Here is a 16,093-nt window from a genome sequence, read left to right on the forward strand (position 1 = left end):
GGGGGTCCTAGCGGCGGGTTTTCTCGTTGTCACGGGTCCCCACCGGATCCCATCCGCGACCCGTGCGGGTGGCGGAGTGGCGCGGCGAGGTGTCGCGGGTGCGGTACACGATGTAGGGACGGAACAGGTAGTGGAACGGTGCTGAGAAGGCGTGCACCAACCGGGTGAACGGCGTGATGGCGAACAGCAGCAGGCCGATGACCACGTGCGTCTGGAACTGCCAGGTGGAAGCGGCCATCGCGTCCACGTCGGGCTGGAGGACGAACAGTGAGCGGAACCAGATGGAGACGGTCTCGCGGTAGTTGTGTTCGGTGCCGTCGGCGAACCGGTCGCCGGTGAGGGTGGCGACCATGCCCAGGCCGATGACCGTGGCGAGGACCAGATACATGATCTTGTCGTTCCAGGTGGTGGCCGCGAACACCGAGCCGGTGCGCCGACGACGCCAGATCAGCAGGGCCAGGCCGACGACGAGCGCCAGGCCGGCGAGACCGCCGCCGTAGTAGGCACCCAGGTGGTACGAGTGCTGGTCGAGGCCGACCCAGTCCGTGAACACCTTGGGGATCAACAGGCCCACGAGGTGGCCCATGAGCACGGCGATCAGCGCGAAGTGGAACAGCGGGGAGGCGACCTTGAGGAGCTTGGACTCGTACATCTGCGACGATCGGGTGGTCCAGCCGAACTGGTCGAACTTGTAGCGCCAGATCAGGCCGCCCACCAGGACGAAGAGAACGACGTAGGGCAGCACGCCCCAGAGCAGGAATTTCATCGTGCGGCTCCTTGCATCGTGGGATATGGCAGGAGGGTCTGCTCCAGGCCGACGGTTTCAGCAGGCGGTCCGGCCATGAGGTCGCGCACCTCGGCGCGCGACTGCGGCGAGGCGCCGCCCAACTCGGCGCAGATGGCGGCCAGCAGCCCTGTCTGGGGCAGCTTGTCCTCAGCCAGGCCGATGCGCAGCAGTTCGAGCGAAGCCCGGAACTTGTTGAGCAGTGCGACGCCCAGCTCGGGATTCCCGACCGCGGCGAATTCGAGCACCATCGGCAGGAAATCCGGCAGTTCGCCGTCGAGGTCGACGAGCAGGCCGGAGTCGCGGTAGGTCTGCTTGATCGCGGCCAGCACCTCCCCGCGACGGCGGGTGTCGCCGTCGGTCCAGTACGTCAGGTGGAGCGCGTGGCGGCGGGACAGGTCGAACTCCTGGACGTGCCAGGACTGCAATTCCATCAACGGCATGGAGCGCAGGTGGGCGATCGTCGGCGCGAAGTCGGCGGCGGCGCGGGTCTGCCCCACCGCCTCCTCCACGAGGTCGAGGCGGCTCAGGAGCTCCTCATCGGGGTACGTCAGCAGCAGGCCGGCGGCCTGGAAGATGACGGCGCTCATCACACCGCCCCCGGGTCCGTCTGGCGGGCCTTCGCCGAGGCGAAGCTCTCGATGGCCACGGGGATGGGACGCCCGGACGACGAGCCGAACGGCCCCTCGCCACCGGCGCCCGGTCCGCCTTCGAAGTCGAGCGAGCAGCCCATCTCCTCCAGGTTGTGGGCGTCCTCCCGGTGCGCCTTGGGGATGACGTAGCGCTCGTCGTACTTCGCGATGGCCAGCAACCGGTACATCTGCTCCAGCGCCTTGGGCTCCATGCCGACGGCGTGCGCCAACTCCGGCTGCCGCTCGCGGCCGAGCGTCACGTCACGCATGTACGAGCGCATGGCCGCCAGCTTCTGCAGCACCAGGGTGACCACGTCGGCGTCGCCCGCGGTGAACAGTTCCGCCAGGTACTCCACGGGGATGCGCAGCGTGTCGATGGCGCCGAACAGGTTGCCGCCCGCCTCGGAGTCGTGGCCCTGCGCCTTCAGCAGGTCCACCACCGGCGACAGCGGCGGCACGTACCAGACCATCGGCATGGTCCGGTACTCCGGGTGCAGCGGCAGCGCGACCTTGAAGTGCTTGATCAGCGCGTAGACAGGGGAACGCTGGGCGGCCTCCAGCCAGTCCGACGGGATGCCGTTGGCCTTGGCGTCGCGGATGACCTCGGGGTCCTTCGGGTCCAGCATCAGGTCGAGCTGGGCCTCGTAGAGGTCCTTGTCATCGGCGAGCGCGGCCTTGGTGACCATGTCCGGGTCGTAGAGGATGATGCCGATGTAGCGCAGGCGCCCCACGCAGGTCTCGGAGCACACCGTCGGCAGCCCCACTTCCAGGCGGGGGTAGCACATGGTGCACTTCTCGGCCTTGCCGGAGCGGTGGTTGAAGTAGATCTTCTTGTACGGGCAACCGGTGATGCACTGGCGCCAGCCGCGGCACTTGTCCTGGTCCACCAGCACGATGCCGTCTTCCGCACGCTTGTAGATGGCGCCCGACGGGCAAGCGGCCATGCAGGACGGGTTGAGGCAGTGCTCGCAGATGCGGGGCACGAAGAACATGAAGGTCTTCTCGTACTCCGCCTTGATCTCCTGGTTCGCCTCTTCGCGCAGTTTGCGCACGATGGGGTCCTGGTCGATCGTCTCGCTGATGCCGCCCAGCGAGTCGTCCCAGTTGGCCGAGGCCGAGATCGCCATGTTGTCGCCGGTGATCAGCGACTTGGGGCGCGCAACCGGGAAGTCGTCGCCGAGCGGGGCCTGGATGAGGTTCTCGTAGTCGTAGGTCCACGGCTCGTAGTAGTCGCCCAGTTCAGGCTGCACGGGCGAGGCGAAGATGCTCAGGAGCTTCTTGAACCTGCCGCCCGAGCGCAGCTTCAGCCGGCCCGACTTGGTGCGGACCCAGCCGCCCTGCCACTTCTCCTGGTCCTCGTACTGCCTGGGGTAGCCGAGGCCCGGGCGGGTCTCCACGTTGTTGAACCAGACGTACTCGGTGCCGGCGCGGTTGGTCCACGCCTGCTTGCACGTCACGGAACACGTGTGGCACCCGATGCACTTGTCCAGGTTCATCACCATGGCCACCTGGGCCATGACACGTCGCTGCTTTGCCATCAGTACTGAACCTCCTGCGAGCGGCGGCGCACCGTCGACACGATGTCGCGCTGGACGCCGGTGGGGCCGATGTAGTTGAAGGCGTACGCCTGGTGCGCGTATCCGCCGATGAGGTGCGTCGCCTTGAGCAGGATGCGGGTCACCGAGTTGTGGATGCCGCCGCGGCGGCCGGTGGCCTCCGACTTCGGCACGTCGATGGTGCGTTCCTGCGCGTGCTGCACATAGGCCACGCCGTCGGGCAGTTTCGGGGTGACGACGGCGCGGGCCACGAACACGCCATTGGCGTTGGTGAGCTCGATCCAGTCGTTGTCCCGGACGCCGATCGACGCCGCGTCGGCCACGCTCAACCAGGCCTGTGGACCGCCTCTGCCCAGGCTCAGCATCAGGAGGTTGTCCTGGTACTCGGAGTGGATGGACCACTTGTTGTGCACCGTGAGGTAGCGCAGAGTGATCTGCTTCTCCCCGGTGGGGCCAAGTTCAGGCTCGCCATAGGCGGCCGTCATGTCGAGCGGGGGCCGGAAGGTCGGCAGGTTCTCGCCCGCGTCCGTCATCCAGTCGTGGTCGAGGAAGAAGTGCATGCGGCCCGAGAGGGTGTGCCACGGCTTGAGCCGCTCCACGTTGATGGTGAACGCGGCGTAGCGGCGGCCACCGGTCTCCGAGCCGGACCACTCCGGGGAGGTGATGACGGGCTGCGGGGCCTGCTGGGTCTGGGCGAAGGTGATCCGGCGCTCTTCGAGGCCCTCCGACAGGTCTGCCAGGCGGCGGCCGGTCTTCTTCTCCAAGGTGCGGAAGCCCTGCGTCGCCAGTTCGCCGTTGGTGGTGCCGGAGAACATCAGGATGGCTTCTGCCAGGCGCTTGTCGGTGTTGATCGCCGGGCGACCGGCGGCCGGGCCCGAGGGGTAGACACCGTGCAGCTTGCCGAGCTCGCCCACCTGGTGCGAGACGTCGTAGGTGATGTTCTTGACCGTGAAGCCCAGCTCCTCGGCCAAGGGGCCGACGGTGAGCAGCTTGTCGGCGATCGCCGTGTAGTCGCGCTCCACCACCTGCAGGATGGGCAGGTTCCTGCCGGGCACGGCCGGAAGATCCGTGCCCCGCCAGTCCGGCACCGTGCCGCCCGGCTGGGCCAGCTGGCCGGGGGTGTCGTGCTGCATCGCCACCGCGACCAGGTCCCGGCGGGTGTCGAGGCGCCCCTTGGCCATCTCGGAGAACTTGATGGCGAGCTCAGCGAACACGTCGAAGTCCGATTTCGTCTCCCACGGCGGGTCGATCGCCGGGGTGAACGCGTGCACGTAGGGATGCATGTCGGTGCTGGACAGGTCGTACTTCTCGTACCAGGTGGCGGCCGGGAACACGATGTCGCTCAACAGGGTGGAGCTGGTCATGCGGAAGTCAGCGGTGATGAGCAGGTCGAGCTTGCCCTCCGGGGCCTCGTCGTGCCACTTCACCACCTCGGGACGGAGGTCTGCCCCGTGCTGGTTCTCCATCACGTTGTTGTGGGTGCCGAGCAGGTGCTTGAGGAAGTACTCGTTGCCCTTGGCGGAGGAGCCGAACAGGTTCGAGCGCCACAGGATCATGGTGCGCGGCCAGTTCTGGGGCGCGTCGATGTCCTCCACGGAGCTCTTGATCTCACCGGACTTCAGTTTCGCGGCCACGTAGTCCTGCACGCTGGCGGCCTCACCCCGGTCGACGGCGGCCTGCGCCTCGTCCGCCAGGTCCAGCGGGTTCGCGTCGAACTGCGGGTAGAACGGCATCCAGCCCAGCCGGTGCGACAGCGCCACCGCATCAGCGGTGTGCACGCCGTCGAGGCTGCCGGTGGACAGCGGCGACTTGATCCGGTCTGCGGAGAAGCCGTCGGTGCGCCACTGGTCGGTGTGCATGTACCAGTAGGCGGTGCCGATCATGGTGCGCGGCGGGCGCGACCAGTCCATGGCGTTGGCCATGTTGAACCAGCCCGTCATGGGGCGGCACTTCTCCTGGCCGACGTAGTGGGCCCAGCCGCCGCCGTTCTTGCCGATACACCCGGTGAGCATGAGCAGCGCCATGATCGAGCGGTAGGTGGTGTCGGCGTGGAACCAGTGACAGATGCCGGCCCCGATGATGATCATCGTGCGGCCCTTGGATTCCTCGGAGTTCTGCGCGAACTCGCGGGCCGTGCGGATGCAGGCCTCGGCGGGCACGCTGGTGATCTCGGCCTGCCACGCCGGGGTGTAGGGCGAGTCGACGTCGTCGTAACCCTTCGCCCAGGTGCCGGGCAGGCCGTCGCGGCCGACGCCGTACTGGGCGAGCATCAGGTCGAAGACGGTGGTGACCAGGTGGTCACCGACCTTCCGTGCGGGGACGCCTCGGCGGATGATGGAGCCCACACCCTTCGGGTCCTCGAAGACGGGCAGGGCCACTTCGACGCCCTGGGTGCCGTCCTGGCCGAGGAGCGACAGGGCCGGGTCGATGCTGCCCAACTCCAGGTTCCACTGGCCGGCGCCGTCCTCGTTGTAGCGGAAGCCCATCGAGCCGTTCGGCACGGCCGGCCCGGCGGCGGCCTGGTCCCACATGACGGTCTTGAAGGCCGCGTCCGGCTTGTCGGCGTGCTCGGGCAGGTCTGCCGCGGTGAGGAACTTGCCGGCGGTCAGGCCGTGGCCGTTCGGGTGCTCCACCAGCGTGATCAGCATGCCCAGGTCCGTGTACTGCTTCACGTAGTCCTGGAAGTAGGGCACCTGGCGGTCGACGAAGTTCTCCTTGAGCATCACGTGGCCCATCGCCATCGCCAGGGCGGCGTCGGTGCCCGCCTGGGCGGGGAGCCACTCGTCGGCGAACTTCACGTTGTCCGCGTAGTCCGGGGCGACGGTGACCACCTTCGTGCCGCGGTAGCGGACCTCGGCCATCCAGTGCGCGTCCGGCGTGCGGGTGACCGGCACGTTGGAGCCCCACATCATGAGGTAGGTGGCGTCCCACCAGTCGCCGGATTCCGGCACGTCGGTCTGGTCGCCGAAGACCTGGGGCGACGCGACGGGAAGGTCGGCGTACCAGTCGTAGAAGCTCGTCATGGCGCCGCCGATGAGGTGCGTGAAGCGCGTGCCGATGGCGTGGCTGACCTGGCTCATCGCCGGGATGGGTGAGAACGACACCACCCGGTCAGGGCCGTAGTTCTTGATGGTGTTGACGTAGCTGGCGGCGGCGATCTCGAGCGCCTCGTCCCAGCTGATCCGCACGAGGCCACCCTTGCCGCGGGCCTGCTGGTAGCGGCGGCGCTTGGCGGGGTCCGTCGAGATCTCGCGGAACGCCTCCACCGGGTCGCCGAGCCGCTTCTTGGCCTCGCGGTACATCTCGATGAGGACGCCGCGGCCGTACGGGTAGCGCACCCGCGTCGGGGAGTAGGTGTACCAGGAGAACGCGGCGCCGCGGGGGCAGCCGCGCGGCTCGTACTCGGGGCGGTCAGGACCCGTGGTGGGATAGTCGGTCTGCTGGGCCTCCCACGTGATGATGCCGTCCTTGACGTAGACCTTCCACGAGCAGGATCCGGTGCAGTTCACGCCGTGCGTCGAGCGCACCACCTTGTCATGGCTCCACCTGTCGCGGTAGAACACGTCGCCTTGGCGTCCGCCCTCGCGGAACACGGCCCGATCATCGTCTGTGGTCTCCCATTGAGTGAAGTACCGCCCGAGTTTGAGGAGGGCGTCAGAGGCGGGGCCGTCAAGGCGCGCGGAATCTGTACTCATGCGCCACAGTCTGCCTGCATCGGGGCCCGTTTGTTCGACATTTTCGAAATTATGTCTTACGGCGTGTCGTAGAGCAACCGGCCTGCTTGAGCGAACTGATCCGGGGTGTCCAGGTCTGCCGTGACCGACGGCGGCGCGGGCAACTCGGCGACGTCCAGGCCGCCCAGGAAACGCCGCACGGAGAGGTCACGCACCTCTCCCACGTCGTCGACCGCCCGACGCAGCGCGTCGAGGCGGTAGCGGCCCGCGAGGTACTGGCGCCACCCCTCGGCATCGACCAGCACCACACCGTCCTTTCCCAGCTGTGCCACGGCCAGGAGGTCGACGACCGCGTCGGGGTTGGCCAGGTCCCCCGCCAAGATGACCACCGAGTCCACCGGGTCGTTCCCGGGTGGTGTGTCCAGGGCCAGCAGCCCGGCCACGATGCCCGCCACCGGACCCCCGTAGGGCGGGTCCTCCAGCGCGAACTCGACGTCGAGCCCGGGCTGCTCGTGACCCGCCACCACCACGCGCGCGGCGACGCCGGCTGCGGCCGAGCAGGTGCGCGCCAGCAAGGTGGCGCCGTCGAGCTCCAGGGCCAGTTTGTCCGTGCCCATGCGGGCCGATCGGCCACCGCCCAGCACGATGGCGGCGATCACCGGCTCATCCCCCGGCGAAGGGCGGCAGCACGTCCAGCGACTGGACCTCTGAGAGGTCCGTGCTGCGGTCCGTGATGCGGGTGCCGTCTGCCAGCAGGGCGCTCACGTTGAGCACCTTGGCCAGGCGTTCATTGCCCTCGGCGAGTTGGCTCACCACCTGGTCCGCGGTCAGGCCGCGGGCCTCGATGATTCGGCTGTCGGCGCCTGCCGCTTCGGCAGCGCCGGCGAAGAACCGGACCTCCACAGATTCATCTCCCTACTGTCAACCGCCGATGGCGCTCATCGTGCGGTCTGGCTGGACAAAATCCACCTCGTCGATCCCGTGGGCCTTCGGCTTGGTGCGGTGGGCGCCGGTCCAGGCGGCGACGAGGTCGTCGTCGGAGCCGCCATCGCGCAGGATGGCGCGCAGGTCCGTCTCCGTGCGGGAGAACAGACAGGTGCGTACGTGGCCGTCCGAGGTGATGCGGGTGCGGTCGCAGTCGCCGCAGAAGGGGTGCGTGACCGAGGCGATCACGCCGACGAGCCCACCGGGCTGCGCGTCGTCGGCCGCGACCCGCCACAGCTGCGCCGGCGCCGCACCGCGCGGCTCTTCCGCGGGGCTGAGGTCGAACTGCTCCTCCAAGGCACCGAGGATCTGGGCGGCGGTGACCATGGCGTCGCGGTCCCACTCCCCCTTGGGGCCGAGCGGCATCTGCTCGATGAAGCGCAACTGGTAGCCGCGCTCCAGGCAGAACTGGGCGAGCGGCACGATGTCGGGCTCGTTCGCCCCGCGCATGATGACGGCGTTGATCTTCACCGGCTCCAGACCGGCGCGTTGCGCGGCTTCGATGCCGGCGAGCACGTCTGGGAGCCGGTCGCGCCGCGCGAGCTGCGCGTAGCGTTCCCGATCCAGTGAGTCCAGGGAGATGTTGACCCGGTCCAGCCCTGCAGAGACGAGCCCGTCGACGCGCTTGTCGAGGCCGAGGCCGTTGGTGGTCAGCGCCAGTTCCGGTCTGGGTGTCAGCGTGGCGGCCACCGCGACGATGCGCTCGAGGCCGGCACGCAACAGGGGCTCACCTCCCGTGAACCGGATGCGGGTCACTCCGAGCCGCTCGACGGCGACCTTGATGACCCGCGACACCTCGTCGTCGGTGAGGGTCTCCTCGACGGGCTGCCAGAGCAGGCCCTCTGCGGGCATGCAGTAGGTACAGCGCAGGTTACAACGGTCAGTGAGCGAGACGCGCAGATCACGCGCCGTACGTCCATATCCGTCAACCAGCATGTCCCGCATGCTACCCGGACTTTCACCACACCCCTCGTGCAAATGCCCTGCAACGCTGTGTTTAAATGGTTGGATGCACGGCCTAGGTCCCACTCGTACCCGCGTTCTGTCACTCCTGCAGTCGGCCAGCGGGCCATTGACCGTGGGCGCAGTGGCCCAGCAACTGGACCTGCACAAGAACTCGGCCAGGTTCCACCTCGACGCCCTGGTCGACTCCGGTTTCGCGGAGCGCTCCACGCAGCCCAGCGGCCGCACCGGCCGCCCACCGCTGCTCTACTCCGCCACCAGCGAGTCCCCCACCATCGGCAACACGCACCTCCTGGAACTGGCCAACGCTCTGCTGGGCGAGTTCGTCGCCCCGGAGAGCGACGGCCCCGAAAGGGCCCGGCACGCCGGCAAGAGTTGGGGCGCACGGTCCCGGGACCCCGAGGCGCTGGATGTCGAGGGCCTCAAAGCCCACCTCAGCCAGCGTGGCTTCGGCGTGCTGACCACGGAGGACTCGCTGACGTTCACCCGCTGCCCGTTCCGCGAGGTCATCGATGTCGACCAGCTGCCGCTGGTCTGCTCCGTGCACCAGGGCCTGCTGGACGGCATCACCGAGGGCTCCCGGTTCACCGTGGGCCACCTCGAGGTGGGCCCACGGGTCTGCCGGGCAGCGCTCAGCGTCGACGCCTAGGCCTTCTGCGCCTCGCTTCCTGGGCGAGAGGTCGACGGGGACCTGTGGCGTCAGCCCTTCACGCCACCTGCCGTCAGGCCGGAGACGATGTACTTCTGGAGGTACATGAACAGCAGGATGATCGGGATGGCGGCGATGACCGCGCCCGCCGCGAACAGCCCCCACGGGGCGTTTCGCTCATCGGAACCCCAGACGTACAGGCCCACCGCCAGCGTGTAGTTCTCCGGGCGGGCCAGGATGACCTTGGCCAGGATGAACTCACCGTAGGAGCCGACGAAGCTGAGCAGGCCCACCACCGCGAGGATGGGCGTCACCAGCCGCATGATGATGCCCCAGAACACCTGGGCATGCGTGGCTCCGTCGATCTTGGCGGCCTCGTCGATGTCCATCGGGATGGTGTTGAAGAAGCCGTACATCAGGAAGGTGTTGGCGCCCAGCGCGCCGCCCAGGTAGATGGCGATGAGCTGCAGGTGCGAGCCGATGCCGAGGATCGGGAAGATCTCGCCGAGGGTCAGCGCCAGCAGAAAGATGGCGATGAAGGCCAGCATCTGCGGGAACATCTGGATGATCAGCAGCGCCGTCAGCCCGCCACGGCGACCTCTGAACCGGAAGCGACTGAAGGCGTAGGCCGCGGCCGCGCCCATCAGCACGGTGCCGATGGCGGTCACCGAACTGACGAAGAACGAGTTGATCATCCACTTCGTGAAGTCCGTGGTGAACAGGCGCTCGTAGTGCACGCTGCTGAACGCTCGGAACAGCCGGTTGGAGCCCGTCAGGGTGCCGCCCGGGTTGAGTGAGGCCGACAGCACGTAGAGGATCGGGAACAGGCAGTAGGCGATCACCACCAGGGCGAGGATGTGCTTCCACCCCACTTGGCCCCACCAGCGGCCGCCGCGCAGGCGGGTGTCGTTGTCACCGTTGGCTAGCTTCCTGGCCATCACATGATCTCCTCAAGCTTGCGGGTCTGGCGGAAGCCCAGCCACGAGATGAAGCCGACCACCACGAAGATGAGGATCGACATCGCGCTGGCCAGGCCGAACATCCGGTTGCCGCCCTCGAACGCGATGGCGTAGACCATCGAGATGAGGATGTCGGTCTCACCGATCGGCCACGGTGCGCCCGCATAGTTGGGCCCACCGCCGGTCAACATGAAGATCAGCGAGAAGTTGTTGAAGTTGAACGCGAAGCTCGCGATCAGCAGCGGAGCGACCGACACCAGCAGCAGGGGCAGGGTGATCGACCAGAACCGGCGCAGCGGACCCGCGCCGTCCACCACCGCGGCCTCGGTGAGCTCACCGGGAATGGACTGCAGCGCTCCGGTGGCCACCAGGAACATGTACGGGAAGCCCAACCAGAGGTTCACGCCCAGGATGGCCAGCTTCGCCATGGTGCCGTCCGTCAACCACGGGATGGCCGCCCCTCCCAGCAGCACCTCGTTGATGAAGCCGAAGTCGCGGTTCAACATGCCGCGCCAGACCAGCGCCGCGAGGAAGCCGGGGAAGGCGTAGGGAAGGATGAACAGGGCCCGGTAGAGGGTGCGGCCCTTGATCCGGGGATCGTTGAAGACCACTGCCAGCATCATGCCGAAGGCGAAGGTGGTGAGCACCGACAGGATGGCGAAGGCGAACGTCCAGCCCAGCGCTGCGAAGAACGGTCCGGCCAGGCGGCCGTCGGTGAACATCGTGGTGAAGTTGTCGAAGCCGACGGTGACCCGCCAGCCGGGCGTCAGCGTCGAGCCGTCCTCGGCGACGAACAGGCCCTGGCTCTCGTCAGCCGTGTAGACCTTGCCGTCGGGATCCGTGAAAGTGTCGGCCGCCTCGTCATAGGTCAGCAACGACTTCGCTACATAGGCCATGGCGGCGTTGTCGGTGCGCAACCACCCGTCGTCGGGGTTGTCCGTCATCGACACGCGCAGGTCGAGCACGTCGCGTTGGCGTTGCTGGATCTCGGCGAGCGTGAGCACGTCGGCGCCCGGCACCTCGGTGACCCTGTCACCGTCGACCACCGCGTCGGCAATCTCCTCGAGCGGGGTATCGGTGTCGCCCACCTTGGCCACGCCGTCCTGCACGACGGCGAACGCCACCTCGCCTTCGCGCTCCAGCACGGTGACGGGATAGGTCTGGGTGCCCTCGACGCGGCGGTCGGCCGTCTTCATGATCTGCGTGATCGCGGGGGCCTTGGCGTCGTTGTGGCCATCGCCGTAGTTGGTGAAGGCCACGTAGGCCGTGTTGGCCATCACATAGATCTGGAACACGATCAGGAACAGCAGGCCCGGCACGAGGTACTTCGCGGGGACTGCACGCTTCGTGAAGTACACGTAGTCGACGACGATGAGGGCCAGGGCCAGGAAAATGAGGACTCCCCATTCCTGCTGGCCGTAACTGGCCAGGATGCCGTACAGGCCAAGGGCGTTGACCAGCATCATCAGGACGAGCTTCACATAGAAGCCCGGGCGCGAGATGTCGCGCGCGTGGGAGAGCCGCGGCGACGGGTCTGTCGAGCTGCTCACAGTTGATCCACCTTCGCTTCGTTGCGGGATTGATAGTGACTATAGGGGTACGGATCGCTCCGGGCGTGGAAAAGGGGCCGCGCCGGCGTACGGCGCGGCCCCCCGATCAGGTGTTATCAGCCTTCGACGGCGCCGAAAGCTTCCTTGATGTTGGCGTTCATGGCGTTCCAGGCTTCGGCCGGAGCGGCCTGGCCGTTGATGATGCTGACCTCAGCACCGCCCCAGAACTGCCACACGGCGCCCATCTCCGGGATGGCCGGCATGGGCTGGCCGTCCTTGCCCGCCTCGCCGAAGCCGGCGAGCAGTTCGTCGGAGACGGCGTCGGCGGACTCGGTCAGTGCCGGCAGACGGCCGCCGTCCTCGAAGAGCACGTCCTGGGCTTCCTTGGTGGCCATGTAGTCGATGAACTGACCCGCGAGGATGGCGTTCTCGGACTGCGAGGAGAGGAACACGCCCTGGACGCCCACGAACGGGGCGGCGGGCTGGCCGCCGGCCGAGGGGACAGGGAGGACAGAGATGTCCATGTCAGCGGCCGCGAACTCGGTGGTCCACCAGGGGCCGGTGATCATGTACGGGGTCTTGCTGTCGAGGAAGGCCTGCTTGGCCTGGTCGCCGCCCATGGAGACGGAGACGACGCCCTCGTCGGCCAGCTTCTTCAGGTACTCGGCGAAGGCAAGCCCCTCGGGGCCTTCCATGCCGAGCTCAGCGGTGTAGTCGCCGTTCTCGTCGGTCGTGAACACCGGTGCGCCGAACGAGGTCTGGATCGGGTACAGGTGGTACGCGTCACCGTCCGGGCCCTGCTGGATCACGACGGGGAACTCGGCGCCTTCGGCGGTCTTGCCCTGGGCGATCAGCTCGTCGAACGTGGCGGGGGTGTCCTGCACCATGGCGTTGTTTCGCACCAGCGCGATGTTCTCGACGGCGTAGGGGACGCCGTAGGTCTGGCCGGCGTTGGTGAACGCGCGGAGCGAGACGTCGGCGAAGGCGTCGGCCTTGTCACCGAGCTCGACTGGAGAGATGACGCCGTTCTTGACGAGGTCGCCGGTCCAGTCGTGCGCGCCGACGATGAGGTCGGGACCCTGGCCCGTGGGGGCCTGCGCGATGAAGTCGGTCTTGATGTCCTGCGACGGCTTCTGGACGACGTCCAGGGTGACGCCGGTGGAGGTCTGGAACGTCTCGCCGAGGGCCTTGAAGCCTTCGATGCGGGTCTCGTCGACCCAGACGGTCAGCGTGCCGGTCGCTTCGGCGGGAGTGGATTCGGTGCTCGCGTCCGCCGAGGCCGAAGCCTCGGTCGAGGGGCTGGCGCTGCCGGCGGTCTCTTCGGCAGGGGGCTCAGTGGTCGTCGTGGCGCCGTTGCCGCCGCCACAGGCGACGAGCGTCAGCGAAAGCCCGGCCGCGGCAACGGCGAGGAGGCTCTTGCGCATGTGGGTTCTCCTTGGTTTGGGTCGGGTCGCCTCGGTGCTGACCCGCTGAATACGATAGTAACGGTTTTTGCAAAGTTTGCAACCCCCTTGCGTAACAAGTCGATAACGAACAGGGTGACGTCGGCTACGTCACCGAAGCCCCACACCCCGGACGCCGTTTCCGTCGCTCATGGCGGGGATTCCGCGCGCCGGACCAGTTTCTGCAAAGAGCTTGCAACGGGTTGCAAAGTGTTGCAGGATGGGCGGCAACTGATCAGTTGCAACGCGCACGTCTTTTCAACGGAGAGGAGGCAACGTGATCCCCCAGGGCGCAAAACTCGCGGACCTCGCTCGGGCCGCCGGAGTGTCGACCGCCACGGTGTCCCGGGTCCTGAACGGGAAACCAGGCGTGGCAGAGGCCACGCGCCGGACGGTGCTGTCCTCCATCGAGGCGCTCGGCTACTTCGTCGACGACCAGCGCGCCGGTGCGGACGACGGGTTCATCGCCGTGATGGTCCCCGAGCTCGGCAACCCGGGGTTCGCTGCCTTCGCCGCCGAACTCTCCCTGCAACTATCGGCGGCCGGCCGGCACATGATCCTCTGCACCGCCGGCCCCGGAGCCACCACGGAGGTCGCCTACCTCGACGCCCTGCTGGGCGTGGAGATCTCCGGCATCATCTCGGTGTCCGGAACCCTCGCCGACAAGCTCGTCGGGCACGACCACTACCAGCGGCTCATCTCCGCGGGAGTGCCCGCGGTCTTCATCAACGCCCATGACCCGAACATCGACGGATCGTTCTTCTCCACCTCCGACGCGGAGGCCGTGGCCATGTCCCTGGCCCACCTGCGCCAGTTCGGGCACGTGAAGATCGGGCTCGCCGTCGGTCAACAGCGGTACCTTCCGGCCCAGCGCAAGATCGACGCGTTCCTCGCCCACGGCCTGTCGCGCGGCAGCATCGTGTCCACCATCTTCAGCGTCGAGGGCGGGCAGTCCGCCGCCGCGCGCCTCTTGGAGGCCGGCCATACCGCCATCATCTGCGGCTCGGACCTCATGGCGCTGGGCGCCATCCGCGAGGCGCACGCCCGGGGCCTCGACGTCCCCCGCCACGTTTCGGTGGTCGGCTACGATGACTCGCCAGTGATGGCTTTCACGTCTCCCGGGCTCACCACGGTGCGTCAGCCGGTGGCCGCTCTCTGCCAGGCCGCCGTCGGCGCATTGATGAGCGCGATCCGGGGTCTCCCCACAGATTCAACCGAGATGTTCTTCCATCCCGATCTCATCATCCGACAATCAACAGGACCTCACCATGGCAACTGAGTGGTGGCGCGACGCCGTCATTTACCAGATCTATCCTCGCTCGTTCGCAGACTCCACCGGCGACGGTTACGGAGACCTGCCCGGCATCATCGACCGGTTGCCGTACCTGCGCCAACTGGGCGTCGACGCCGTGTGGTTGTCGCCGTTCTACACCTCCCCCATGTCGGATGCCGGCTACGACGTGGCCGACTACTTCAGCGTCGACCCGCTCTTCGGCGACATCACGGACGCCGAACGGCTGATCGAGCGTTCGCACGAGCTCGACATCCGGGTGCTCGTGGACCTCGTCCCGAACCACACCTCGGACGAACACAAGTGGTTCCGCCAGGCGCTGGCCAGCGGGCCCGGCTCCCTGGAACGCGGCCGCTACCACTTCGTGGACGGCCTCGGGGAGAACGGCGAACTGCCCCCGAACAACTGGAAGTCCGTCTTCGGCGGCCCGGCCTGGACGCGGGTGAGCGACGCGGCCGGCAACGGTGAACGCACCCAGTGGTACCTCCACCTCTTCGACGTGAAGCAGCCGGACCTCAACTGGAGCAACGAAGAGGTCCGCCAGGGCTTCGACGAGATCCTGCGGTTCTGGCTGGACAAGGGCGTCGACGGTTTCCGCGTCGACGTCGCCCACGCCCTCGTCAAGGAGCACGGCCTGCCGGACTGGGACGAGGAGCAGGCCATGCTCGACGGCCTCAGCGGCCCCATGTGGGACCAGGACGGCGTGCACGACATCTACCGCCGCTGGCGCCGCATCCTTGACGAGTACGACGGCGACCGCAGCCTGGTCGCGGAGGCCTGGGTCTCAGACCCGGACAGGCTCGCGCTGTACCTGCGCCCAGACGAGATGCACACGGCCTTCAACTTCCAGTTCCTGGACAGCCGGTGGGATGCCGAGGAGTACCGCACCAAGATCGCGCGGACCCGCGCGGCCGACGCGGAGGTGGGTGCGCCCACCACCTGGGTGCTGAACAACCACGACGTGGTGCGCAGCGTCAGCCGGTTCGGCCTGGCAGACCCCGGCTCCAGTCATGAGGGCCTCGGCTCCGAGGACGAGCAACCCGACAACGAGGTGGGCCTCCGGCGCGCCCGGGCGGCCGCGCTGCTGATGTTGGGCCTGCCGGGCTCCGCCTACCTCTACCAGGGCGAGGAGCTCGGCCTGCCCGAGCACACCACGCTCCCCGACGAACTGCGTCAGGACCCCACGTGGTTCCGCTCGGAATTCACCCGGGTGGGCCGCGACGGCTGCCGCATCCCCATGCCGTGGGAAGCGGACAGGGGGGCGTTGGGCTTCTCGCCCAACGGCGCGCGCTGGCTGCCGCAGCCACCCGAGTACCGCAGCCTCGCCGTCGACCAGCAGGTGGGGGTGGAGGGGTCCACCTGGGAGCTCTACCATTCCGCCCTGGCACTGCGGAAGGAGCTGGGCCTCGGTTCCGGTTCGCTCGACTGGGTGCACGCGGGCGAGCACGTCGTCGCCTTCGACAACGGGCGCGTCAGGGTCATGACCAACGTACTGGGCGAGACGGCGCCGCTGCCCGAGGGTTATCGCGTGCTGCTCTCCAGCACTCCCCTCGACGACGGCGTGCTGCCGACGGACGCGTCCGCCTGGCTCACCGCCGAGTGACGCCAA

13 protein-coding genes are annotated in these 16,093 nt (G+C 67.8%); 3 read left to right on the top strand and 10 right to left on the bottom strand.

Annotation, left to right across the window (positions count from 1 at the left end; all coding sequences use genetic code 11):
• Positions 1-7: 7 nt before the first annotated feature.
• From narI to moaA, 7 genes are read right to left on the bottom strand one after another with little or no spacing between them, the layout of a single operon-like run.
• The gene (gene narI / locus ACX1DX_RS07185) at positions 8-766 is read right to left on the bottom strand and encodes a respiratory nitrate reductase subunit gamma (RefSeq protein ID WP_182763890.1); all 759 of its coding nucleotides are present in this window, start codon (positions 764-766) and stop codon (positions 8-10) included.
• Positions 763-1,374 carry a nitrate reductase molybdenum cofactor assembly chaperone gene (gene narJ, locus ACX1DX_RS07190; protein WP_459398084.1) on the bottom strand — a complete coding sequence of 204 codons (612 nt, stop codon included), beginning with the start codon at positions 1,372-1,374 and terminating at the stop codon, positions 763-765. Before narJ ends, narI begins: the two co-directional genes overlap by 4 nt.
• Positions 1,374-2,954, bottom strand: a complete 1,581-nt coding sequence (narH, locus tag ACX1DX_RS07195; RefSeq protein ID WP_459398085.1) for a nitrate reductase subunit beta — start codon at positions 2,952-2,954, stop codon at positions 1,374-1,376. Before narH ends, narJ begins: the two co-directional genes overlap by 1 nt.
• Entirely contained in the window at positions 2,954-6,667 is a 3,714-nt protein-coding gene (locus tag ACX1DX_RS07200; protein WP_459398086.1) for a nitrate reductase subunit alpha, read from the bottom strand. Before ACX1DX_RS07200 ends, narH begins: the two co-directional genes overlap by 1 nt.
• A gap of 56 nt (positions 6,668-6,723) precedes the next feature.
• Positions 6,724-7,305 carry a molybdenum cofactor guanylyltransferase gene (gene mobA / locus ACX1DX_RS07205; RefSeq protein WP_182763894.1) on the bottom strand — a complete coding sequence of 194 codons (582 nt, stop codon included), beginning with the start codon at positions 7,303-7,305 and terminating at the stop codon, positions 6,724-6,726.
• Positions 7,306-7,309: 4 nt separating this feature from the next.
• Complete coding sequence (locus ACX1DX_RS07210) at positions 7,310-7,549, bottom strand: MoaD/ThiS family protein (protein WP_182763895.1); 240 nt, start codon at positions 7,547-7,549, stop codon at positions 7,310-7,312.
• Positions 7,550-7,567: 18 nt separating this feature from the next.
• On the bottom strand, positions 7,568-8,566 hold the full coding sequence (gene moaA, locus ACX1DX_RS07215; RefSeq protein ID WP_182763896.1) for a GTP 3',8-cyclase MoaA: 999 nt from the start codon (positions 8,564-8,566) through the stop codon (positions 7,568-7,570).
• Positions 8,567-8,639: 73 nt separating this feature from the next.
• On the opposite strand from moaA, the gene ACX1DX_RS07220 reads away from it, so the two are divergent.
• Complete coding sequence (locus ACX1DX_RS07220) at positions 8,640-9,242, top strand: helix-turn-helix transcriptional regulator (RefSeq protein ID WP_182763897.1); 603 nt, start codon at positions 8,640-8,642, stop codon at positions 9,240-9,242.
• A gap of 50 nt (positions 9,243-9,292) precedes the next feature.
• Here ACX1DX_RS07220 and ACX1DX_RS07225 read toward each other — a convergent pair whose 3' ends face one another.
• The 3 genes from ACX1DX_RS07225 to ACX1DX_RS07235 form a co-directional block, all read right to left on the bottom strand.
• Positions 9,293-10,180, bottom strand: coding sequence for a sugar ABC transporter permease (locus ACX1DX_RS07225; RefSeq protein WP_076060974.1), 888 nt, complete (start codon positions 10,178-10,180; stop codon positions 9,293-9,295).
• Complete coding sequence (locus ACX1DX_RS07230) at positions 10,180-11,751, bottom strand: ABC transporter permease subunit (RefSeq protein WP_459398087.1); 1,572 nt, start codon at positions 11,749-11,751, stop codon at positions 10,180-10,182. Before ACX1DX_RS07230 ends, ACX1DX_RS07225 begins: the two co-directional genes overlap by 1 nt.
• A 116-nt stretch (positions 11,752-11,867) precedes the next feature.
• The gene (locus ACX1DX_RS07235; RefSeq protein ID WP_459398088.1) at positions 11,868-13,175 is read right to left on the bottom strand and encodes a sugar ABC transporter substrate-binding protein; all 1,308 of its coding nucleotides are present in this window, start codon (positions 13,173-13,175) and stop codon (positions 11,868-11,870) included.
• Between the two features lie 295 nt (positions 13,176-13,470).
• On the opposite strand from ACX1DX_RS07235, the gene ACX1DX_RS07240 reads away from it, so the two are divergent.
• Together ACX1DX_RS07240 and ACX1DX_RS07245 are read left to right on the top strand one after the other, a co-directional pair.
• Positions 13,471-14,472 carry a LacI family DNA-binding transcriptional regulator gene (locus ACX1DX_RS07240; RefSeq protein WP_459398089.1) on the top strand — a complete coding sequence of 334 codons (1,002 nt, stop codon included), beginning with the start codon at positions 13,471-13,473 and terminating at the stop codon, positions 14,470-14,472.
• The gene (locus ACX1DX_RS07245) at positions 14,462-16,087 is read left to right on the top strand and encodes a glycoside hydrolase family 13 protein (protein ID WP_459398090.1); all 1,626 of its coding nucleotides are present in this window, start codon (positions 14,462-14,464) and stop codon (positions 16,085-16,087) included. The genes ACX1DX_RS07240 and ACX1DX_RS07245 overlap by 11 nt, the downstream gene beginning before the upstream one ends.
• Positions 16,088-16,093 lie beyond the last annotated feature (6 nt).

It is taken from the genome of Tessaracoccus zhenghani (assembly GCF_054552775.1).